General features: G+C 64.6%; 18 protein-coding genes and 1 tRNA gene. 17 read left to right on the top strand and 2 right to left on the bottom strand.

The window, feature by feature from the left end; genetic code table 11:
• The first annotated feature begins 164 nt into the window (after positions 1 to 164).
• The gene (locus tag ACK4FK_RS15095) at positions 165 to 947 is read left to right on the top strand and encodes a 3-hydroxybutyrate dehydrogenase (protein ID WP_374303622.1); all 783 of its coding nucleotides are present in this window, start codon (positions 165 to 167) and stop codon (positions 945 to 947) included.
• Positions 948 to 987: 40 nt separating this feature from the next.
• Here the strand turns inward: ACK4FK_RS15095 and serB are convergent, their stop codons facing one another.
• Positions 988 to 1,884 carry a phosphoserine phosphatase SerB gene (gene serB, locus ACK4FK_RS15090; RefSeq protein ID WP_409745934.1) on the bottom strand — a complete coding sequence of 299 codons (897 nt, stop codon included), beginning with the start codon at positions 1,882 to 1,884 and terminating at the stop codon, positions 988 to 990.
• A 71-nt stretch (positions 1,885 to 1,955) separates the two neighbouring features.
• Between serB and miaA the strand changes: the two genes are divergently transcribed.
• The 15 genes from miaA to ACK4FK_RS15015 all read left to right on the top strand — a co-directional run bounded on the left by miaA (position 1,956) and on the right by ACK4FK_RS15015 (position 18,116).
• Positions 1,956 to 2,930 (top strand): tRNA (adenosine(37)-N6)-dimethylallyltransferase MiaA, encoded by a 975-nt coding sequence (gene miaA / locus ACK4FK_RS15085; protein WP_409745932.1) that lies wholly within the window; start codon positions 1,956 to 1,958, stop codon positions 2,928 to 2,930.
• 81 nt (positions 2,931 to 3,011) lie between these two features.
• Positions 3,012 to 4,802, top strand: a complete 1,791-nt coding sequence (locus ACK4FK_RS15080; protein WP_409745931.1) for an acetolactate synthase 3 large subunit — start codon at positions 3,012 to 3,014, stop codon at positions 4,800 to 4,802.
• A 31-nt stretch (positions 4,803 to 4,833) separates the two neighbouring features.
• Positions 4,834 to 5,349: an acetolactate synthase small subunit gene (gene ilvN, locus ACK4FK_RS15075; protein ID WP_409745929.1), complete on the top strand. Its 516-nt coding sequence runs from the start codon at positions 4,834 to 4,836 to the stop codon at positions 5,347 to 5,349.
• A 43-nt stretch (positions 5,350 to 5,392) separates the two neighbouring features.
• Complete coding sequence (gene ilvC / locus ACK4FK_RS15070; RefSeq protein ID WP_409745927.1) at positions 5,393 to 6,415, top strand: ketol-acid reductoisomerase; 1,023 nt, start codon at positions 5,393 to 5,395, stop codon at positions 6,413 to 6,415.
• A gap of 148 nt (positions 6,416 to 6,563) precedes the next feature.
• Positions 6,564 to 7,715 (top strand): Acg family FMN-binding oxidoreductase, encoded by a 1,152-nt coding sequence (locus ACK4FK_RS15065; protein ID WP_409745925.1) that lies wholly within the window; start codon positions 6,564 to 6,566, stop codon positions 7,713 to 7,715.
• 1 nt (position 7,716) lies between these two features.
• Entirely contained in the window at positions 7,717 to 8,208 is a 492-nt protein-coding gene (locus ACK4FK_RS15060; RefSeq protein WP_409745923.1) for a MarR family winged helix-turn-helix transcriptional regulator, read from the top strand.
• Between the two features lie 17 nt (positions 8,209 to 8,225).
• The gene (locus ACK4FK_RS15055; RefSeq protein WP_409745921.1) at positions 8,226 to 9,407 is read left to right on the top strand and encodes a lipid-transfer protein; all 1,182 of its coding nucleotides are present in this window, start codon (positions 8,226 to 8,228) and stop codon (positions 9,405 to 9,407) included.
• An 84-nt stretch (positions 9,408 to 9,491) separates the two neighbouring features.
• On the top strand, positions 9,492 to 10,385 hold the full coding sequence (locus ACK4FK_RS15050; protein ID WP_409745919.1) for a phytanoyl-CoA dioxygenase family protein: 894 nt from the start codon (positions 9,492 to 9,494) through the stop codon (positions 10,383 to 10,385).
• A 262-nt stretch (positions 10,386 to 10,647) separates the two neighbouring features.
• On the top strand, positions 10,648 to 12,204 hold the full coding sequence (locus ACK4FK_RS15045) for a 2-isopropylmalate synthase (protein WP_409745918.1): 1,557 nt from the start codon (positions 10,648 to 10,650) through the stop codon (positions 12,202 to 12,204).
• A 118-nt stretch (positions 12,205 to 12,322) separates the two neighbouring features.
• Positions 12,323 to 13,366 (top strand): rod shape-determining protein, encoded by a 1,044-nt coding sequence (locus ACK4FK_RS15040; RefSeq protein ID WP_300297710.1) that lies wholly within the window; start codon positions 12,323 to 12,325, stop codon positions 13,364 to 13,366.
• 58 nt (positions 13,367 to 13,424) lie between these two features.
• Positions 13,425 to 14,294: a rod shape-determining protein MreC gene (gene mreC / locus ACK4FK_RS15035; protein WP_409745916.1), complete on the top strand. Its 870-nt coding sequence runs from the start codon at positions 13,425 to 13,427 to the stop codon at positions 14,292 to 14,294.
• A gap of 11 nt (positions 14,295 to 14,305) precedes the next feature.
• Positions 14,306 to 14,827: a rod shape-determining protein MreD gene (gene mreD / locus ACK4FK_RS15030; RefSeq protein WP_409745914.1), complete on the top strand. Its 522-nt coding sequence runs from the start codon at positions 14,306 to 14,308 to the stop codon at positions 14,825 to 14,827.
• A gap of 17 nt (positions 14,828 to 14,844) precedes the next feature.
• Positions 14,845 to 16,752 carry a penicillin-binding protein 2 gene (gene mrdA / locus ACK4FK_RS15025; protein WP_409745912.1) on the top strand — a complete coding sequence of 636 codons (1,908 nt, stop codon included), beginning with the start codon at positions 14,845 to 14,847 and terminating at the stop codon, positions 16,750 to 16,752.
• A 1-nt stretch (position 16,753) separates the two neighbouring features.
• A complete protein-coding gene (gene rodA / locus ACK4FK_RS15020) occupies positions 16,754 to 17,896 on the top strand; it encodes a rod shape-determining protein RodA (protein ID WP_409745910.1) in 1,143 nt (380 codons plus the stop codon).
• 144 nt (positions 17,897 to 18,040) lie between these two features.
• Positions 18,041 to 18,116 (top strand) — tRNA-Lys (locus tag ACK4FK_RS15015).
• A 26-nt stretch (positions 18,117 to 18,142) separates the two neighbouring features.
• Here ACK4FK_RS15015 and corA read toward each other — a convergent pair.
• On the bottom strand, positions 18,143 to 19,108 hold the full coding sequence (gene corA, locus ACK4FK_RS15010; RefSeq protein ID WP_409745908.1) for a magnesium/cobalt transporter CorA: 966 nt from the start codon (positions 19,106 to 19,108) through the stop codon (positions 18,143 to 18,145).
• A 175-nt stretch (positions 19,109 to 19,283) separates the two neighbouring features.
• On the opposite strand from corA, the gene ACK4FK_RS15005 reads away from it, so the two are divergent.
• Positions 19,284 to 21,470 (top strand): hypothetical protein, encoded by a 2,187-nt coding sequence (locus tag ACK4FK_RS15005; protein ID WP_409745906.1) that lies wholly within the window; start codon positions 19,284 to 19,286, stop codon positions 21,468 to 21,470.
• Positions 21,471 to 21,481: the final 11 nt, after the last annotated feature.

Raw genomic sequence — 21,481 nt, 5'->3', positions numbered from 1 at the left:
CTTGCAGGCTTACGACTCATGGTCACATTCTGCCCACGGGGTGGGAGGGGGTGCAAGGCTCAGGGGCCTAAGCGGTGGCCAAACGGGCCCCGGCGCTAGGCAGGACCCGGCCTTTTCCGCTAGGCTCCGGCCGGTTTCCGCCTCCCTTAAAGAAAGGTCGCGCCATGCTGAAAGGCAAGTCCGCTGTCGTCACAGGTTCCACCAGCGGCATCGGCCTTGGGATCGCCCGGGCGCTGGCCGGGCAGGGCGTCAACGTGATGCTGAACGGCTTCGGCGACGCGGCCGCCATCGAGAAGATCCGCGCCGGGCTGGCTGCCGAAACCGGCGTGAAGGTGCTCTATGACGGCGCCGATATGTCCGACGGTGCGGCCGTCGCCGCCCATGTGAAAAAGGCCGAGGATGCCTTCGGCGGCGTCGACATCCTGGTCAACAATGCCGGCATCCAGTTCGTCTCGGCGGTGGATGAATTCCCCGAGGCCAAGTGGCATGCGATCCAGAACATCATCCTGAATTCCACTTTCCACGCCACCAAGGCGGCCCTGCCAGGCATGAAGCAGAAGAACTGGGGCCGGGTGATCAACTTGGTCTCGGCCCATGGCCTGGTGGCTTCGCCGTTCAAGTCGGCCTATGTGTCGGCCAAGCATGGCCAGATCGGCTTCACCAAGTCGGTCGCGCTGGAAGTGGCCGAGACCAACATCACGGTGAACGCGATCTGCCCGGGCTATGTGCGCACGCCGCTGGTGGAAGGCCAGATCGAGGATCAGGCCAAGGTGCATAACATGCCGCGCGACCGCGTGGTGCGCGAGGTGATCCTGGCCTCGCAGCCGAACAAGCGCTTCATCGAGATCGAGGAAGTGGCGGCGCTCGCCCTGTTCCTGTGCGGCGAGATGGCGAAATCGATCACCGGCACGGCTATTGCCATCGATGGCGGCTGGACCGCCCGCTGAAGCGGGCGGTGGCGATGGCGGCTGGATCGCGCGTTAACGCTCAGCGCCCGAAAATCTCGTCGCGGCGATAGCCCTGCGCGTAAAGCAGCGCGGTGAGGTCGCCGTGGCGGATGTTGAACTTTGCTGCTTCCTGCACCTTCGGCTTGGCGTGGAAGGCGATGCCCAGACCCGCCGCGTCCAGCATGGCAAGGTCGTTGGCGCCGTCGCCCACCGCGATGCAATCCTCCACGCCGATGCCCTTCTCGCGCGCCACGCGCTGCAGGGCTTCCAGCTTGGCCTCGCGGCCGAGAATGGGTTCACGGATGCCGGCGATGGCGTCGTTTTCCAGGATCAGGTGATTGGCCTGCTGCTCGTCGAAACCAAGCTGCTGGGCAATCGACTGCGTGTAGTAATCGAAGCCGCCCGAAACCAGGGCGCAATGCACGCCATTCTGTTTCAGCGTCGCCACCAGCGCGGCGGCGCCGGGCATCAGCTTGATGCGTTCGGCGGCCTTGTCGAGCAGGCTGGCCGGCTGGCCCTTCAGCAGGCTGACGCGTTCGCGGATCGCCTCGTAGAAATCGAGCTCGCCGTTCATGGCGCGGCGGGTGATTTCGGCCACGCGGTCGCCGATATCGGCGAGGAAGGCGATCTCGTCCAGCATCTCGTTGCGGATGATGGTCGATTCCATGTCAGCCACCAGCGCCTTCTTGCGCCGGTTTTCGGGTTTGAGCACCAGCACATCCACCGGCGTGGCGCGCAGGGCGGTGCGGGCGGCCTTGGCGGCCTCGTCGGGCGCCACGTTGTCGAAGGGGATGTCGCAGGCGATCCCGGGTTCCAGCCAGTCGGCCGGGCCGACCTTGCCGCGGGCCAGGGCGAGGGCGTCGCGCACGGCATTCGCCACCCGGGGCGTCAGCACGGCATTGTGGGGCGCGGTGATCAGGGTGAGAATGTTTTGCATCCGCCTGTTCTAGGGCTGTAGAAGGGGCGGCGCAACCCGCCCTGAATGCCCCTGTCCTGCATCCCGTCGCCATGGATACCCGTCACGCCCCCGTCATCCTGCTCGCCGGCCCCACCGCCAGCGGCAAGTCGGCGCTTGGGCTGGCGCTGGCCGAGAAAATCGGCGGCACGGTGATCAATGCTGACAGCATGCAGGTCTATCGCGACCTGCGTATCCTCACCGCCCGGCCCACCGATGAAGAAATGGCCCGCGTGCCACACCGGCTCTACGGCGTGCTGGATGGCGCCGTGCATGGCACGGCCGCCCTGTGGCGCGACATGGCGCTGGAGGCCATCGGCGAGGCCATCCGCGCCGGCCGGGTGCCGATCCTGCTGGGCGGCACCGGGCTGTATCTGAAGGCCCTGACCGAAGGGCTGGTCGATCTGCCGCCAATCTCCGAGGAGGCCCGCAGCGAGGCGCGGCACCGTCTGGAGCAGGATGGCCCTGGCGGCCTGCATGCCGCGCTGGCGGCCATCGATCCGACCATGGCCGAACGGCTGAAGCCCGGCGACAGCCAGCGGCTGGTCAGGGCCTATGAGGTGCGGCTGGGTACCGGGCGGTCGCTGGCTGACTGGCAGGCCGGTTCGGCCGCGCCGCCTCTGCCCAATCCGGTCTATCGCCTGCTGTTGCGGCCACCCCGGGCAGCGCTCTATGCCCGGATCGACCGGCGCTTTGAGGCCATGATCGAGGCCGGCGCGCTGGACGAGGCGCGGGCCTTCATGGGCCGCCGCGACGTGCCCGCCGATGCCCCGATCCGTAAGGCCCATGGATTACCTGAATTGATTCAATATCTTGATGGAAAAATTAGCCTGGATCAGGCGATCCGCAGCGGCCAGCTCAACACCCGCCACTACGCCAAGCGGCAGACCACCTGGTTCCGGCACCAGTTTTCAGCCGACCGGGTTGTGGAAAATGATGTTTCCGGGCAAGAAAATTTCAACCCGGAGGTAGAAATCTTTCCAAACATTGTGAGATATCTATTGACCGTGCGCGGAGGGGCCGTTTAGGTTGGCGCGCTTTTCGACGGCCGGAGCGGGATGTTCCGGCCGATTTTCGTCTCCCGCAGCAGGTTTTTCAGGGGAAGAGTGATGCAGTCCGGAGCGCAGGCCGCGCCGACCCAGCAGATGAGCGGCGCCGAAATCGTGATCAAGGCCCTGGTCGATCAGGGCGTCGAGGTCGTATTCGGCTATCCCGGCGGCGCCGTCCTTCCCATCTATGACGCGCTGTTCAAGCAGAACGCCATTCGCCACATCCTGGTGCGCCACGAGCAGGGCGCGGTTCACGCCGCCGAAGGCTATGCCCGTTCCACCGGCAAGCCCGGCGTGGTGCTGGTCACCTCGGGTCCCGGCGCCACCAATGCCGTCACCGGCCTGACCGACGCGCTGCTGGATTCGATCCCGCTGATCTGCCTCACCGGCCAGGTCGCGACGCATCTGGTCGGCACCGACGCTTTCCAGGAATGCGACACCACCGGCATCACACGGCCCTGCACCAAACATAACTATCTGGTGAAGAACGTCGATGACCTCGCCCGTGTGGTGCATGAGGCCTTCTATGTTGCCACCAATGGCCGTCCCGGCCCGGTGGTGATCGACCTGCCCAAGGACGTGCAGGTGGCGGCGGGCCGTTACACCGCCAAGGACAATATCCGCCACAAGACCTATCGCCCCCGCGTGGACGGCGAAGAAGCCAAGATCAAGGAAGCCGTGGCGCTGATGGCCGCGGCCGAACGCCCGATCTTCTATACCGGCGGCGGCATCATCAATGCCGGCCCGCGCGCGTCCGAACTGCTGCGCGACTTCGTCAAGCTGACCGGCTTCCCGATCACCAACACGCTGATGGGCCTGGGCGGCTATCCCGCCACCGACCGGCAGTTCCTCGGCATGCTGGGCATGCATGGCACCTGGGAAGCCAATCATGCCATGCATGATTGCGACGTGATGATCGCCATCGGCGCGCGTTTCGACGACCGCATCACCGGCCGCCTGAATGCCTTCTCGCCGGGCTCGAAGAAGATCCATGTCGATATCGACCCTTCCTCGCACAACAAGACGGTGCATTGCGACATCGCCATCGTCGGCGATGCCTACCGCGTGCTGGAGCAGATGATCGCCGCCTGGAAGCAGGGCGGCTACAAGCCGAAGCAGAAGGCGCTGGATGCCTGGTGGCAGCAGATCGACCAGTGGCGTGCGCGCGACTGCCTGAAGTTCAAGCAGGACGACAAGATCATCAAGCCGCAATATGCCATCCAGCGGCTTTATGAACTGACCAAGGACCGCGACACCTTCATCACCACCGAGGTCGGCCAGCATCAGATGTGGGCCGCGCAGTTCTACAAATTCGACCGGCCGAACCGCTGGATGACGTCGGGTGGCCTGGGCACCATGGGTTACGGCCTGCCGGCCGCCATCGGCGTGCAGCTCGGCCATCCCGACAAGCTGGTGGTGGATATCGCCGGCGAGGCCTCGATCCTGATGAACATCCAGGAACTGGGTACGGCGGCACAGTTCCGCCTGCCGGTGAAGGTGTTTATCCTCAACAACGAATATATGGGCATGGTGCGCCAGTGGCAGCAGTTGCTGCACGGCGGCCGCTACTCGCAGAGCTACTCGGAATCGCTGCCCGATTTCGTCAAGCTGGCCGAGGCCTTCCATTGCACCGGCCTGCGCTGCACCAGCCCCGCCGACCTGGACGGCGTCATCAAGGAGATGATCGCCATCAACGGGCCGGTGGTGGTGGACGTCGCTGTCGACAAGGCGGAGAATTGCTTCCCGATGGTGCCCTCGGGCGCCGCGCATAACGAGATGATCCTGGCTGACGACAAGCCGGCTGACCCCAACAACGCCACCGTCAGCGAAGACGGCATGGCCCTGGTCTGATCGCCGGATAACGAAAAAGAGAGTCCCGTCCATGCCTGCGCCGCAGCAGCCGATCCAGTCCCATATCCTGTCCGTGCTGGTCGACAACGAACCCGGCATCCTTGCCCGCGTGGTCGGTCTGTTCTCGGGCCGCGGCTACAACATCGAAAGCCTGACCGTGGCCGAGGTCTCCGACGCCGCGCATCTGTCGCGCATCACGGTTGTCACCTCAGGCCCGGCCAATGTGATCGAACAGATCAAGGCTCAGCTTGGGCGTCTGGTGCCTGTGCACAACGTGCACGACCTGACCGTCGAGGGGCCGCATGTGGCGCGCGAGCTGGCGCTGATCAAGGTGGCCGGCACCGGCGAGAAACGTGTGGAATCCCTGCGCATCGCCGACATCTTCCGCGCCCGTGCGGTGGATTCGACCATCGAGTCGTTCATTTTCGAACTGACTGGCGCCCCTGAAAAGATCACCGCATTCATTGAGCTGATGAAGCCGCTTGGCCTGGTCGACGTTTCGCGTACCGGCGTGGTCGCGATCAGCCGCGGCCCGAAACCACTCTGAACCTTTACCCATAAGCAACGACGCAGTCCCGAGGAGAAATATCATGCGCGTTTACTACGATCGCGATGCGGACCTGAACCTGATCAAGGGCAAGAAGGTCGTCATCGTCGGCTACGGCAGCCAGGGCCATGCCCATGCGATGAACCTGAAGGACAGCGGCGTGAAGAATATCGCCGTCGCCCTGCGCAAGGGTTCTGCCGGCGTGAAGAAGGCCGAGGAAGCCGGCTTCAAGGTGATGACGCCGGCCGAGGCCGCCAAGTGGGCCGATGTGGTGATGGTGCTGACCCCCGATGAGGGCCAGGCCGACCTGTGGAATAACGACCTGCGCGACAACATGAAGGAAGGCGCCGCGCTCGCCTTCGCCCATGGCCTCAACATCCACTTCAACCTGATCGAGCCGCGCAAGGACCTCGACGTGTTCATGATCGCGCCGAAGGGCCCGGGCCACACCGTGCGTTCGGAATACCTGAAGGGCGGCGGCGTGCCGTCGCTGGTTGCCGTGCATCAGAATGCCTCGGGCAATGCGCTGGAAATCGCGCTGTCCTATGCCTCGGCCAATGGCGGCGGCAAGGCCGGCATCATCGAGACCACCTTCCAGGAAGAATGCGAAACCGATCTGTTCGGCGAGCAGGTCGTGCTGTGCGGCGGCCTGGTCGAACTGATCAAGGCTGGCTACGAGACGCTGGTGGAAGCCGGCTATGCCCCGGAGATGGCCTATTTCGAATGCCTGCATGAAGTGAAGCTGATCGTCGACCTGATCTACGAGGGCGGCATCGCCAACATGAACTACTCGATCTCGAACACGGCCGAATATGGCGAGTATGTCACCGGTCCGCGCATCATCACCCCGGAAACCAAGGCCGAGATGAAGCGCGTTCTGGACGATATCCAGTCGGGTCGCTTCACCCGTAACTGGATGCTGGAGAACAAGGTGAACCAGACGTCGTTCAAGGCCACGCGCGCCAAGATGGCCGCGCACCCGATCGAGGAAGTGGGCGCCAAGCTGCGCGCCATGATGCCCTGGATCGCCAAGAACAAGCTGGTCGACAAGGCGCGCAGCAACTAAACCTGCGACGGTTCCTTGTTTTTACGGCCGCCGGAGCGATCCGGCGGCTGTTTTCGTTTCTGGCTGTGCGAAGCGTCACACTCTGCGACCTTGTTAATTTCCATGGAAATAATAATATGTTCCACGGAAATTAACAAGGGAGGTGGCCATGACGGTGTCGCGACGGGGTTTCATAAGGGTGATCGGCGGTGGCGTGGTTGGCGCGGCCCTGGTTGGCGGCGGGTTGCAGGGCTGCGACCGGATGCCGGCAAGCGCTGTGGCACCGTGGCAGGGGCCGGGCGCCGAGCGCGATCCGCGCCGCCGGGCGCTGTCCTGGGCGCTGCTGGCGCCGAATCCCCATAACATGCAGCCATGGCTGGTAGATCTGCGGCGGGACGGCGAAATCCTGCTTCATGTCGACCGTACGCGACTGCTGCCTGAAACCGATCCTTTTGCCCGCCAGATCGTCATCGGTCATGGGACTTTTCTCGAACTGCTGGCATTGGCGGCAGGAGCCGATGGCTATGACTGTAAGATCGAGTATTTTCCGGAAGGGGTGCCTACTGCCGGCGACGTGGATGACCGCCCGCTCGCGCGCATCCAGCTGCATCGGGCCAGCGGGCCGGCCGATCCACTATTCTCGCAGATTCCGCACCGACGCTCGTCCAAGGAGCCGTACCGCCAGACTCCCCTCGAGTCCAGGCATGCCGAGGCCCTGCGCATGTCGCACCATTCGGATGCCGCGCGCTTGACCCTCACCACCGACGCCGCTCAGGTGGCAGTGCTGCGCGGTATTACCGAGCGGGCAATGCTGATTGAACTGGAAACCCCGCATACGCTGAAGGAAAGTATCGACCGGCTGCGTATCGGTGCCGATGCCATCGCCGCGCAGCCAGATGGCATCGAACTGCACGGGCCGTTCTTTTGGTGGATGGCAAAGCTCGGATTGATGACGCCGGACAAGGCGATGACACCCGGCACCATGGCCTACCAGGGCGGTATTGATTATGCGCTTGGCTGGGCGCGCGCCACGCCGTCGTTTGGCTGGCTGACCACAACGGCGAATGACCGGCTAAGCCAGATCGAAGTGGGTCGGGCCTATGTGCGGCTGAACCTGAAGGCGACCGAACTCGGCGTTGCCATGCATCCGGTCAGCCAGGTACTGCAGGAATATCCGGAGATGGGCGCTTTGCAGCGCGAGTTTCTTGCCGCGGTCGCAGCCGCGCCGGGCCAGACGGTGCAAATGTTATTTCGGTTGGGCTATTGTGAGCCGGTGCCGCCGTCACCGCGACGGCCGTTGGATGCATTGTTGATGAGCTGAAATGGCCCGATCTGCTGCGAAGAATGCAGGTGCTGTTGAACCGGCAGGCAATGCGCCGCCGGATCGGCGCTTTCGCATCGTCAACTGGATCGGAATCATCGACCAGCTCGCATCCACCAAGGCCAACCGCGTGTTGCGCGACCATGACCTGCCACTGCCGCAATTCGTCATGCTCAACCACTTCAGCCATAGGCCCGATGAAGGAAAGACCGTCAGCGGCATCGCCGGCGCCATGCAGCAACTGCCGCCAGCGGTGACCAAGACGACCCAGAAGCTGCTGGCCAAGGGATACTTGCGCGAAGTGCCGAGCGCCGATGATGCGCGATCCAAGCTGCTGTTCCTCACCCCACGGGGCAGGACGGCGCATGGCAAGGCGATCGCCGCGCTGCTGCCTGAACTGGCACCCGCCTTCTCTGGCTGGACGCCTGCGGAATTGGAGCAATTCTGGCAGTATCTTGATCGGCTTAAGGTCTGGTTTGACCGAAATCGATAAAAACAGGAGGAAACGACATGGCCAAGGTCTTTGTCGCCGGCGTGGGCATGATCCCGTTCGCCAAACCGGGCAGCAGCAAATCCTATGACGAGATGGGCGCCGCAGCCGGGCAGCTGGCGCTGAAAGATGCAGGTGTCGGTTACGACGCCGTGCAGCAGGCCTATGCCGGCTATGTCTATGGCGACAGCACCTGCGGCCAGAAGGCGCTCTACCGTATCGGCATGACCGGCATTCCGGTCATCAATGTGAACAACAACTGCTCAACCGGCTCAACGGCGCTGTTTCTGGCTCGGCAGGCGATCCAGAGCGGCGCGGCCGATTGCGTACTGGCGCTCGGGTTCGAGCAGATGAAGCCCGGCGCGCTGGGTTCGGTCTATGTCGACCGCCCAAGCCCATTCGAGGATTTCGACGCGGTCTGCGACGAAATCGTCGGCATGCCCGATGTACCGCTGGCGCTGCGCTATTTCGGCGGCGCCGGTCTGAGCCACATGCAGAAATACGGCACCAGGCTGGAAACCTTTGCCCATATCCGCGCCAAGGCCAGCCGGCACGCAAAAAACAACCCGCTTGCGCTGTTCCGCCAGGAAGTCAGCGTCGACGACGTCATGCAGGCGCAGGCGATCTGGCCGGGTGTGATGACGCGCCTGATGGCCTGTCCGCCCACCTGTGGCGCGGCGGCGGCCCTGCTGGTTTCAGAGGGCTTTGCAGCGAGGCACGGCCTGCGCCGCGATGTCGAGATCGCAGCCCAGGCCATGACGACCGATTATCCTTCCACCTTCGAGGCGCACGACATGATGCAACTGGTCGGTGCCGATATGAGCAAGTCGGCAGCCGATATGGTCTATGAGCAGGCCGGTATTGGTCCCGGCGATGTGGACGTCGTGGAACTGCATGACTGCTTTGCCCATAACGAACTGATCACCTACGAGGCTCTTGGCCTTTGCGGCGAGGGTGGCGCCGAGGGTTTCGTGCAGAATGGCGACAATACCTATGGCGGCCGTGTGGTGACCAATCCCTCGGGCGGCCTGCTCTCCAAGGGGCATCCGCTCGGCGCCACCGGGCTGGCCCAGTGCTACGAGCTCACCCATCAATTGCGCGGCACGGCGGAAGCGCGACAGGTGCAGGGGGCGCGCATCGCCTTGCAGCACAATCTCGGTCTGGGCGGAGCCTGCGTGGTGACGCTTTACCGGCAGGCCTGATCCATGCAGGGGTATTGCACAAGCTGCTGGCGGTCAGGCGTGTGCCTGGCGTAGGCTGTTTCAGTAATCCGGATTGCGATGCCGATGACTGAACCTGTCTCTCCACCTGCCGATGGTGCGCCGCCAAACCTGACCCGGGAGATGGCGCAGGAAGCCTTCTGGCGCGAGATGTTTCCCGAGCTCAGCATTCGGGAGCGCCTGAAGGGCGCATTCAAGGTCAATGCGCTGCGCAACGAACCGGCCATGCTGGCGGCAAAGCGAATGCAACTGGAAGGATATTTTCAGGAGCGGGACGAGGAGTTGGTCGATCTTGCGGGCCGTTTGTCGCGCGCCATCGAGCGCTGCGTTTCGCTCAACATACCCCCCGTATTCATATTCCTGTTCGATGAGGCCTGGGCGTCTTTCTATCGCCAGCATCAGATGATCGCGATGTTCCTGGGCCCTGATTACCAGGTCATGCCGGATTTCTGGGCCTGGCATGTCGACCCGAAAGCCGGTCAGGCCGGCTGGCGGCCGCATCGCGACAAGGGCCGCAGGGCCTTGGCGCCCGATGGAGCGCCGCTGTCGCTGACGATGTGGGTGCCGCTGACCGAGGCCTCGCCGCTCAACGGCTGCATGTACATCCTGCCGGCGAACCGCGATCCGGTTTACGGCACGGCAAATGAAGCAGCCCTGCAGATCGACTTTCCGTCGATCCGGGCCCTGCCGGGCGCACCGGGCGACTACTTCGTCTGGAATCAGGCCGTGCTGCATTGGGGGGCGCAGTCGAGCCCCTTCGCCGTGAAGCCGCGCATGAGCATGGCGCTGGAGTTCCAGCGCGCCGACATCGCGCCATTCAACGAGCCGCTGCTGGGGACCATGCCATTACTGAGTTTCGAGAACCGTTTGAGGTTGATCGCCAAGCAGGTTCTTCAGTATGCGCACATGTATCCGCTGCGGCCGGAAATGCAGGCCCTGGCCGAGCAGGTGCTGGCGTAGCAGGCCGCCTTCGGGCCGGACAAAAAACATATATTTTACAATATATTATGGGAAATCTCCCGGCGAAGCCGGGAATTCATCGAGTGTTAAGCATGCTGGCCCAGAGTGCTGGTGTTAAGTCCATGTCCCGGCGAAACTTTTCGCCCTTTGATTGAACCCGGCCAAAGCGTGTACACTATGGTTAAAGCACGGAAAATGCGGCAGAATCAGGCGGTCCGGCCGATGTTTCGGCATGGTCGGCCCGTGGGAAAGGGCGTGTGACATGGCCACCAACCAGCCCGCGCGTGAGCGCGTAATTATCTTCGACACCACCCTGCGCGACGGCGAGCAGTCGCCCGGCGCGTCGATGAATCTGGAAGAGAAGCTCAAGATCGCCGCCGTGCTGGAAGGCATGGGCGTCGACGTGATCGAGGCGGGCTTCCCCATCGCCTCGAACGGTGACTTCGAGGCCGTCAACGAAATCGCCAAGCGCGTGACCGAGTCCACCGTCTGCGGCTTGAGCCGCGCCGGCCGCAAGGACATCGACCGTGCCTGGGAAGCGCTCAAGCCCGCCAGGCGTGCCCGTATCCATACCTTCATCTCCACCTCGCCGCTGCACATGAAGTACAAGCTGCAGATGGAACCCGAGCAGGTGCATCAGGCGGTGATCGACAGCGTGAGCTATGCGCGTAACCTGTGCGACGACATCGAATGGAGTTGCGAGGATGGTACGCGCTCGGACCCCGAGTTTCTCTGCCGCCTGATCGAAAGCGCGATCAAGGCCGGCGCCACCACGATCAATGTGCCGGATACCGTGGGCTATACCGTCCCGGAGGAATATACCCGGCTGATGCGCTACCTGATCGAAAACGTGCCGAATAGCGATAAAGCCAGGTTTTCCGCGCATTGCCACAACGACCTGGGTCTTGCCGTCGCCAACTCGCTGGCCGCCGTGATCGGCGGCGCACGCCAGGTGGAATGCACCATCAACGGTCTGGGCGAGCGCGCCGGCAACGCTGCGCTGGAAGAAATCGTGATGGCGCTGCGCACGCGCGGCGATGCCATGCCGTTCGAAACGGGCATCAGGACCACCGACATCATGAAGGCGTCGCGTCTGGTTTCGGCTGTCACTGGTTTCGTGGTGCAGCCGAACAAGGCCATCGTCGGTGCCAATGCCTTCGCGCATGAAAGCGGCATCCACCAGGACGGCATGCTCAAGCATGCTGGCACCTACGAGATCATGACGCCGGAATCGGTCGGTCTGAACCGCTCGACACTGGTGATGGGCAAACATTCCGGCCGCCATGCCTTCCGCAAGAAGTTGGAGGAACTCGGCTTCAACCTCGCCGACAACCAGCTCAACGATGCCTTTGGCCGCTTCAAGGATCTGGCCGACCGCAAGAAGGAAGTTTTTGACGAAGACCTCGTCGCCCTGGTTGACGACACGATGGCGCGCGGCAACGAGCGCATCCGCTTTGTCAGCCTGCAGGTGATCGCCGGTTCCAAGGGGCCGCAGAGCGCCGAACTGGAGCTGGAGATCGACGGCGCCCTGAAATCGGTCAGGGCGACCGGCAATGGCCCGGTCGATGCCACCTTCAATGCCATCAAGGCCCTGTTCCCCCATGCCGCCACCCTGCAGCTCTATCAGGTGCATGCCGTGACCCAGGGCACCGATGCTCAGGCCGAAGTCACCGTGCGGCTGGAAGAGGGCGGGAAAACCGTGAACGGACAGGCGGCCGATGCCGATACCCTGGTGGCGAGCTGCCGGGCCTATATCCACGCGCTCAACAAGCTGCTGGTGAAGCGGGAAAAGACCGCCCCGGCGGCCCTGAGTGCCTGAATCCGGGCCTGCGGCGGGCGGCCGGCGCAGGGCTGAAATTATGGGGGACTGGGGGTTGCGCTGCACCGGTGCCCGAGGCGATAACGGCGCAGCATTTCGTTGGTGAGGATCTTACTGGATGTTCTCGCGTTTGATGGGTTTCATGTCGGCCGATATGGCCATCGACCTTGGCACGGCCAATACCCTGGTTTACGTCAAGGGGCGCGGCATCGTGCTGAACGAGCCTTCGGTGGTGGCGATTACCAATAACCGCGGCAAGAAGCAGGTGCTGGCCGTCGGCGACGAGGCCAAGCAGATGCTGGGCCGCACGCCGGGCAACATCGAGGCGATCCGCCCCCTGCGCGACGGCGTGATCGCCGATTTCGAGGTGGCGGAGGAAATGATCAAGCATTTCATCCGCAAGGTGCATAACCGGCGCAGCTTTGCCTCGCCGCAGATCATCATCTGCGTGCCGTCGGGTTCCACCGCGGTCGAGCGGCGCGCCATCATGGACTCCGCCGAGTCCGCCGGCGCACGCCGCGTGTTCCTGATCGAGGAACCGATGGCCGCGGCGATCGGCGCCGGCCTGCCGGTCACCGAGCCGACCGGCTCGATGGTGGTGGATATCGGCGGCGGCACGACGGAAGTGGCCGTGTTGTCGCTGGGCGGCATCGTCTATTCGCGCAGCGTGCGCGTCGGCGGCGACAAGATGGACGAAGCCATTATCGCCTACATCCGCCGCAACCATAACCTGCTGGTCGGCGAGGCTTCGGCCGAGCGCATCAAAAAGCAGATCGGTTCGGCCGCGCCGCCGGAAGACGGCAATGGCCTGTCCATGGAGATCAAGGGCCGCGACCTGATGAACGGCGTACCGAAGGAGCTGGTGATCAACCAGCGCCAGATCGCCGAAAGCCTGGCCGAGCCGGTCGGTGCCATCGTCGAGGCCGTGAAGGTCGCGCTGGAGCATACCGCGCCGGAACTGGCCGCCGACATCGTCGACAAGGGTATCGTGATGACCGGCGGTGGGGCGCTGCTGGGCAATCTGGATCTGGTGCTGCGGCACGCGACCGGCCTGCCTGTCTCGATCGCCGATGAACCGCTCTCCTGCGTCGCGCTGGGCACCGGCCGCGCGCTGGAGGAGATGAAGACGCTGAAGCACGTTCTGTACAATCCGCCGTACTGATCGGTACGGCCTGCGGAGGGCATGACAGGGGCATATGGCAAGACGGTCGGGACGCAGCATGTGGATCGCAGCGCCGTTTCGTGCGCTGCTGCAGCGTTTTGCCTTTCTGCTGCTGCTGGCTACCGCCGTCGGCCTCGTGCTGGTCAGCCGCATCGACCGGCCCATGGTGGAACGGGCCCGTGCCATGGTTGCCGACATCGTCGAACCGGTCTTGAGCGCGGTGGCGCAGCCGGTGGCGGCCGTGAATGCCATGGTCGGCTGGGTCGACGACATCCTCTTCGTGCATGAGGAGAATTTCCGCCTGCGCACCGAGAACGCCCGTCTGCTGCAATGGCAGGAAGTGGCACGCCGGCTGGAGCAGGACAATGCCGCGCTGCGCCGTCTGCTGGCCGCAGGCCCCGATCTCAGCCAGACATTCGTGACCGGCCGCGTGATCGCCGATGGCGGCGGGGCCTTCGTGCGCACCGCGCTGATCAATGTCGGCGCTAGGGATGGCGTCAAAAAGGGCCAGGCGGTGATCGGCGAGGGCGGTTATGTCGGCCGCGTCGCCGAGGTCGGCCATCGGGCCGCCCGCATCCTTCTGCTCACCGACCTGAACTCGCGCCTGCCGGTGATGCTGCAGGAGGGCGGCCATCGCGCCGTGCTGACCGGCGACAACTCGCCGCTGCCGCGGCTGGAATACCTGTCCGGTGCGGCCAAGCCCGCCATCGGCATGCAGGTGGTCACTTCGGGCGATGGCGGCCAGTTCCCTGCCGGCATTCCGGTCGGCGAGATCGTGGAAATCGACGGTGCCGTGCGCGTCCGTCCGCTGGTCGATCTGGGCCGTCTGGGTTTCCTCCGCGTGATGCAGTTCGACGAGACGCGGATCGATGCCGAGGATCCGGCCGCCCAGATCCTGCCGCTCGCGCCGCCATCCAGGGATCAGTAGGAGCGCGCGGGATGTCTGCGCTGCTCCGCCAGACCCGCCGCCGCATCCGCGCCCTGCTGCCGATCATCAGCAGCCTGGCGCTGGTGCTGTTCGGCCTGCTGCCGCTGGGTCTGCCCCATTTCGATGTGGTCGGTCCGGCTTTCGCCCTGATGGCCGTGTTCTATTGGAGCATCTTCCGCTCCGACCTGATGACGATGACGGGCGCCTTTGCCATTGGCCTGCTGCTCGACCTGCTCAGCGGCGGGCCGCTTGGATTGAATGCGCTGGTGCTGCTGCTGGCCCATGAACTGGGCGTGTCGCAGCGGCGCGTCTTCCTCGGCTCGTCCTTCCTGGTCAACTGGGCGGCCTTTGCGCTGGTGATCGCTGCGGTATTGCCGGTCTGCTGGGCGCTGATCTCCCTGCTGCACTGGCAGATGCTGCCGGTGACGCCGCTGGTGGCGCAGCTTCTGCTGTCGCTGGCCCTGTATCCGGCCGTTTACTGGCTGCTCAGCCGGCTGGAGCGCCGCTGGCTGCGCGCGGCGGCAGCGGCCTGACGGCGACCGGGGCGGCGATGGCGATCAACCGGCGCGACAACGACCTGCAGCGGGTTTTCACCCGTCGCGCCCTGCTGCTGGGCACGGCGCAGCTCGGCCTGTTCGGAGCACTGGCGGCACGGCTGTATTACCTGCAGGTGATGGAGTCCGACAAATACACGCTGCTGGCCGAGGAAAACCGCATCAGCATGCGCCTGCTGCCGCCGCGCCGCGGCCGCGTGCTCGACCGCTTCGGCCACGAACTGGCCTCCAACCGTCGCAATTACCGGGTGCTGATCGTCGCCGAACAGGCCCGTAATGTCGATGCAACGCTGGAAGCGCTCTCCAAGCTGATCCAGGTCGATGACGGCCAGAAGGCGCGCGTGAAGCGCGAGATCGAGCGGCGGCGCAAATTCGTGCCGGTGGTGGTCGCCGAGAATCTGTCCTGGGACGATTTCGCCAAGATCAACCTGCATAGCCCCGACCTGCCCGGCGTGCAGCTCGATGTCGGCGAAACCCGCGACTATCCCTATGGCCCGATGTTCAGCCATGTGGTGGGCTATGTCGGCGCGGTGGCGGAAAACGAGCTGGGCGACGATCCGCTGCTGGAACTGCCCGGCTTCCGCATCGGCAAGAGCGGCGTTGAAAAGGTCTATGACGAGCGGCTGCGCGGTCGCGCCGGCCACAGCGAGATCGAGGTCAACGCCTATGGCCGTGCGATCCGCGAATTGCGGCGCAACAACGGCCAGCCCGGCGACGACATCGTGCTGACCATCGACGCCGATCTGCAGCGTTTCGCCATGGAGCGCTTTGGCGAAGAGAGCGGCGCCGCCGTGGTGATGGATATCCATACCGGCGAGATCCTCAGCCTGGTTTCCAATCCGGGCTATGACCCGAACTGGTTCAATGTCGGCATCACCCAGGCGCAATGGCGCCAGCTCAACGGCGACAAATACAAGCCGCTGATCAACAAGGCGATCCAGGGCCAGTATCCGCCCGGTTCCACCTTCAAGATGCTGGTCGGCCTCGCCGCGCTGGAAGCCGGCACTGCCACGCCCGATACCCGCGTCTTCTGCCCCGGCCATATGGAATTCGGCAACAACACCTTCCATTGTTGGAAGAAGGGCGGTCACGGCACGATGGGCCTGGTCTCGGCCATCGAGGAAAGCTGCGACGTCTATTTCTATGAAATCGCGCGGCGCACCGGCGTCGACAAGATCGCCGAGATGGCCAGACGCCTTGGCCTGGGAGACTTTACCGGCGTCGACCTGACCGGCGAGCGCAAGGGCCTGATCCCGACCCGGGCCTGGAAACAGGCCACGCTCGGCCAGCCCTGGGCGCAGGGCGAGAATCTGGTGATCGGCATCGGCCAGGGATACGTCACCTCCACGCCGCTGCAGCTTGCCGTGATGGCCGCGCGGCTGGCCAATGGCGGCTATGCCGTCATCCCGCGGATCGTGCGCGAGGATGGCGTGCTGGGGCCGGCGACCGATCCGCGCCCGGCGGCCCAGCGTTGGCCGCATGTCGGGCTGAAGCGCGAGCATCTGGATTACGTGCTGGAAGGCATGATCCGCGTCACCTCGCCGCCGCGCGGCACAGCGGCCGGAGCCCGCATCACGCTGGCGCAGTATGCCATGGCAGGCAAGACCGGCTCCAGCCAGGTGCGCCGCATCAGCAGGCAGGAACGCGAAACCCGCGTGCGCAAGAACGAGGAGAAGCCCTGGGAAGAGCGCGACCATGCCCTGTTCGTCGCCTACGCGCCGATTCAGGCGCCGCGTTATGCCTGCGCGGTGATCGTCGAGCATGGCGGCTCGGGCTCGAAGGCGGCCGCCCCGATCGCCCGCGACATCATGCTGGAGACCCAGCGCCTCGATCCCTCGCGCAAGCCGCGCACCGCGCCCGGCCCCACCACAGCCTCGGCCAATCCGGCCAGGGGAGGGAGCTGACATGCCACACTGGTCCAGCCGCGGCAACGATCTGTCGCTCGGCAAGAAGCTTCGCGATATCAACTGGGGCCTGGTGCTGCTGATCACCCTGGTTGCCAGCACGGGTTTTGCCACGCTGTATTCCGCCGCTGGCGGCAGCCTCGATCCCTGGGCCGACCGCCAGATGGTGCGCTTCGCCTTCGGTCTGCTGGTCATGATCACGATCGCGGTCACCGATATCCGCATCTGGATGCGGCTGTCGTATCTGGTTTATGCCGTCGGCGTCGTGCTGCTGGTGGCGGTGGACTTGTTCGGCCGGATCGGCATGGGCGCGCAGCGCTGGCTCGATCTCGGCTTTTTCCATGTCCAGCCGTCTGAAATCATGAAGATCGCCCTGATTCTTACGCTGGCGCGCTATTTCCATGGCCTGTCCTACGAGGAGGTCGGCCGCATCAGCTGGCTGTTCGTTCCGCTGGCCATCGTGCTGGTGCCGGTGGGGTTGGTGATGAAGCAGCCCGACCTGGGCACCGCCATGCTGCTGCTGGCCTCGTCGGGCGCGGTGTTTTTCTTCGCCGGCGTGCGGGCCTGGAAATTCATCGCCGTGATCGTGGCCGGCGGCGCCAGCCTGCCGCTGGCCTGGAATTTCCTGCACGACTACCAGAAGAAACGCGTGCTCACCTTCATGAATCCCGAGGAAGATCCGCTCGGTTCGGGTTATCACATCCTGCAATCTAAGATCGCGCTGGGCTCGGGCGGCTTCACCGGCAAGGGCTATATGCAGGGCAGCCAGGCGCATCTGAGCTTCCTGCCCGAGAAGCAGACCGACTTCATCTTCACCATGTTGGCCGAGGAGCATGGCCTGATCGGCGCCCTGATGCTGATCGCGCTCTACATCCTGATGATCGCCTATGGCTATGCCATCAGTCTGCGCGCGCGCAGCCAGTATGGCCGGCTGCTGGCCGGTGGCCTCACCACCATGCTGTTCCTCTATGTGTTCATCAACATCGCCATGGTATCCGGCCTGGTGCCGGTGGTGGGCGTGCCGCTGCCGCTGGTCTCATACGGCGGCACGGCGATGATGACGCTTCTGGTGGGTCTGGGGCTGCTGATCAACGTCTATGTCCACCGCGATGTGGAGATTCCCCGCCATATGAGCGGGCTCTAGCCATCGACTGCGCCAGCGCCCGACTCGGCCGGGCTAAATCCCTGATCGGAAAAATGTTTTTCCGCGGTTCGAAGCGCTTGCAATTCCGGCGAATCCGGATATTTTCACGCGGCTTTCGGCGGCCCCGGCCGCCCGAGGAAAAATGGGCGCATAGCTCAGTTGGTAGAGCAGCTGACTCTTAATCAGCGGGTCCTAGGTTCGAGCCCTAGTGCGCCCACCATTTTTCCCGGCCGCCGCAGCAATCCCCTACAGCCAGCCGCTCTTCTTGAAGCGCCAGTAGAGCAGGCCGCAGATGCCGCCCATCGCCAGCAGCGCGGCGGGATAGCCGTATTGCCATTTCAGTTCCGGCATGAATTCGAAATTCATGCCCCAGATGCCGGCAAGCGCGGTGGCCACGGCGAAGATGCCGGCCCAGGCCGCCAGCCGCTTGTTCACCTCGCTCTCCTCGATGGTCACCATGGCCAGGTTCACCTGGATCGCCGTTCCGATGGTGTCGCGGATGCTTTCCACCGAGGCATTGATGCGCACGAGATGATCCGAAACGTCACGAAAGTATTCCTGCATGCTGGCGCAGACGCGCGGCACCCGGCCGCCATGCAGCTTGGAAACCGCTTCCATCAGGGGGGCCACGGCATGCTTGAGCTGCATCACCTTGCGCTTGAGGTCGTAGAGCCGTTCGATATTCTGCCGCGCCGCGCCCTTGGTGAAGATCTGGTCTTCGATCTCCTCCAGCTCGGTTTCGAACGCGTCGATCACCGGGAAGTAACGGTCCACCACCGCATCCATCAGGGCATAGAGGATGAAGCCCGAGCCCATTTTCAGCAGGTCCGGTTCGCGTTCGCAGCGGTCGCGCACGCCCAGGAAGGTCTGGCTGCTGCGGTTGCGTACCGACAGCACGAAGTCGCGGCCGACGAAAACATCCACCTCGCCCACTTCCAGCTCGCCGTTCACGATGGTGAGCAGTTGCATCACCACAAATAGGCAATCGCCGTATTCCTCGATCTTGGGGCGCTGGTGGCCGTGCCGGGCATCCTCGATGGCCAGGTCGTGCAGGCCGAACTCGCCCTGCATTTCGGCCAGTTCGTCGGCCGTCGCATCCTTGAGGGCAACCCAGACCACGGTATCGGACTGGCCGACATAGTCGCTGATCTTCTGGATCGGCAGATCGGCCAGTTTCTCGCCCTGGCGATAGGCGACGCAGTTGATGAGCATCGGATTCGACTCCCTGTTGCCGCATGGCTAGCAGGTTCGGCGCCATCATGGCCAGACCCGAGATTCGTTCGTCTCCTGTTCCAGCCGGATCGGCCTCGTCGCGACGGCGTCCGCGGGCTAGTATTCCTGCGGGGGGACAAGCAGGCCGCCTGACCGACGCAGAACGAGGAAAGCCATGGCAGCCCAGGACAATGACGTTTCATCGCCGCGCCATCGCTGGCGCTTCTTCCGCGCCGGCGGCTTCGACCAGGTCCGCATCGACACGGCAGAGGACCTGCGTCACCTGTCCGAGCTGGACCAGAAGCTCTGGCTGGCCCTCAGTTGCCCGACGGCCAGCGTCGAGTTCGACCGGCGCACGCTCGACCTGATCGACAGCGACCGGGACGGCCGCATCCGCGTGCCGGAGCTGCTGCAGGCCGTGCGCTGGGCCTGCGGCCTGCTGCGCGACCCCACTGCGATGTTCGCCGGCCATGGCGAACTCCCGCTGGCGCTGGTCGACGACAGCCATGCCGAGGGCGCCCGCATCGTGGCCTCGGCAAAGCGCATCCTCACCAATATCGGCCGGCCGGATGCGGCGGCGATCACGCCAGAGGACGCAGCCGACGTGCAGCGCATCCTGGCCGGCACCACGCTGAACGGCGACGGCATCGTGCCGCCCTCCGCGGCGAAAGACCCGGAAACGGCGGCCGTGATCCGCGACATCATGGCGCTGGTTGCGGCCAGGGCCGACCGCGGCGGCGAGACCGGCATCGGCAAGGAAGAGGCGGAGGCCTTTTTCGGCGCCGTCGATGCCTATCTGGCCTGGTGGGGCGAGGCCGAGGGCAAAGCGGGCATCCTGCCGCTGGGCGAGGCGACCCTGCCTGCGGTGATGGCCCTGCAGGCCGTTGCCGCCAAGGTGGACGACTACTTCTTCCGCTGCCGCCTGGCCGCCTACGATCCGCAGGCCGGGGCGGCGCTGAATGCCGATGCCGCCGATTTCGCGGCCCTGGCGGATGGCAATCTTTCGGCCGGCGCAACCGCTGCCGCGGCATTTCCGCTCGCCCGCGTGGCCGCCGAACGGCCGCTGCCGCTGCGCGATGGCGTGAATCCGGCCTGGAGCGATGCCATCGCCCGGCTGCGCGAGGCGGCGATCCTGCCGCTGCTCGGTCCGCGCGAGATGCTCAGCGAGGCGGAATGGCGCGACCTGCAGGCCAGGCTGGGGCCGGCCATCGGCTGGCTGGAACGCAAGCAGGGTGGGCTGGTTGAAAAACTGGGCATTGCCCGCGTGCGCGAAATCGCCGCATCCGGTGCGAAGGAAAAGATCGCCGCACTGATCGCGGCCGATGCCGCGCTGGCGCCGGAATTCGAGGCCATCGCCGCCGTCGAGACGCTGGCGCGCTATCTGCGAGACCTGGTGCCGCTGCTCAACAACTTCGTTTCTTTCCGCGATTTCTACACCAGGCGGGGCAAGGCGATCTTCCAGGTCGGCACGCTCTATATCGACGGCCGCTCCTGCGATCTCTGCATCAGGGTGGAGGACCCGGCCAAGCATGCCACGCTGGCCACGCTCAGCCGCATCTATCTGCTCTATTGCGACTGCGTACGGCGCGGCAGCAACGAGAAGATGACCATTGCCGCCGCTGTCACCGGCGGCGATGCCGATCAGCTGATGGTCGGCCGCAACGGCGTGTTCTACGACCGCCAGGGGAACGACTGGGATGCCGTGGTGGTCAAGATCGTCAGCCATCCGATCAGCATCCGCGAGGCCTTCTGGCTGCCGTTCAAGAAGGTCGGCAAGTTCATCGGCGAGCAGATCGAGAAATTCGCCGCCGCGCGCAGCAAGGCGAACGAGACGCAGATGACCCAGAAGCTGCTGGAGACCGGCAGCCAGGTGCTGAGCGGCGCGCCGGCCCAGGCTGCTCCGGCCGCTGCGCCGCCGCCGGCTTTCGATGTCGCCAAATTCGCCGGCATCTTCGCCGCCATCGGCCTGGCGGTCGGCGCCATCGGCACCGCGCTGGCCTCGGTGGTCACCGGCTTCCTCAATCTTGCCTGGTGGCAGATTCCGCTGGCGATCATCGGTCTCATACTGGTGATCTCGGGACCGTCGATGGTGATCGCGGCGATGAAGCTGCGGCAGCGCAATCTTGGTCCGCTGCTGGATGCCAATGGCTGGGCGGTGAATGCCCGCGCGCTGATCAACATCCCCTTCGGCGGCAACCTGACGCAACTCGCCAAGCTGCCGCCCGGTTCCGAGCGCGCCCTGAGCGACCCCTTTGCTGAGAAACGTCAGCCCTGGGGCTGGTATCTTCTGCTCGCCCTGGTGGTCGCGCTGGCCATCGCCGGGTGGCGCTACGGCTGGTTCGCCCGCCTGTTTGGCGGTTAACCAAAGACGCG

Source organism: Ferrovibrio sp., assembly GCF_046297895.1.
Classification (GTDB): Bacteria; Pseudomonadota; Alphaproteobacteria; order Ferrovibrionales; family Ferrovibrionaceae; genus Ferrovibrio.
The sequence above is the reverse complement of the archived record's forward strand: the minus strand, read 5'-3'. Positions and strand labels throughout refer to the sequence as shown.

Coding starts and splice junctions, on each gene's coding strand:
- ACK4FK_RS15095 (WP_374303622.1), top strand. CDS start 165: ATGCTGAAAGGCAAGTCCGCTGTCGTCACAGGTTCCACCAGCGGCATC.
- serB (WP_409745934.1), bottom strand. CDS start 1,884: ATGCAAAACATTCTCACCCTGATCACCGCGCCCCACAATGCCGTGCTG.
- miaA (WP_409745932.1), top strand. CDS start 1,956: ATGGATACCCGTCACGCCCCCGTCATCCTGCTCGCCGGCCCCACCGCC.
- ACK4FK_RS15080 (WP_409745931.1), top strand. CDS start 3,012: ATGCAGTCCGGAGCGCAGGCCGCGCCGACCCAGCAGATGAGCGGCGCC.
- ilvN (WP_409745929.1), top strand. CDS start 4,834: ATGCCTGCGCCGCAGCAGCCGATCCAGTCCCATATCCTGTCCGTGCTG.
- ilvC (WP_409745927.1), top strand. CDS start 5,393: ATGCGCGTTTACTACGATCGCGATGCGGACCTGAACCTGATCAAGGGC.
- ACK4FK_RS15065 (WP_409745925.1), top strand. CDS start 6,564: ATGACGGTGTCGCGACGGGGTTTCATAAGGGTGATCGGCGGTGGCGTG.
- ACK4FK_RS15060 (WP_409745923.1), top strand. CDS start 7,717: ATGGCCCGATCTGCTGCGAAGAATGCAGGTGCTGTTGAACCGGCAGGC.
- ACK4FK_RS15055 (WP_409745921.1), top strand. CDS start 8,226: ATGGCCAAGGTCTTTGTCGCCGGCGTGGGCATGATCCCGTTCGCCAAA.
- ACK4FK_RS15050 (WP_409745919.1), top strand. CDS start 9,492: ATGACTGAACCTGTCTCTCCACCTGCCGATGGTGCGCCGCCAAACCTG.
- ACK4FK_RS15045 (WP_409745918.1), top strand. CDS start 10,648: ATGGCCACCAACCAGCCCGCGCGTGAGCGCGTAATTATCTTCGACACC.
- ACK4FK_RS15040 (WP_300297710.1), top strand. CDS start 12,323: ATGTTCTCGCGTTTGATGGGTTTCATGTCGGCCGATATGGCCATCGAC.
- mreC (WP_409745916.1), top strand. CDS start 13,425: ATGTGGATCGCAGCGCCGTTTCGTGCGCTGCTGCAGCGTTTTGCCTTT.
- mreD (WP_409745914.1), top strand. CDS start 14,306: ATGTCTGCGCTGCTCCGCCAGACCCGCCGCCGCATCCGCGCCCTGCTG.
- mrdA (WP_409745912.1), top strand. CDS start 14,845: ATGGCGATCAACCGGCGCGACAACGACCTGCAGCGGGTTTTCACCCGT.
- rodA (WP_409745910.1), top strand. CDS start 16,754: ATGCCACACTGGTCCAGCCGCGGCAACGATCTGTCGCTCGGCAAGAAG.
- corA (WP_409745908.1), bottom strand. CDS start 19,108: ATGCTCATCAACTGCGTCGCCTATCGCCAGGGCGAGAAACTGGCCGAT.
- ACK4FK_RS15005 (WP_409745906.1), top strand. CDS start 19,284: ATGGCAGCCCAGGACAATGACGTTTCATCGCCGCGCCATCGCTGGCGC.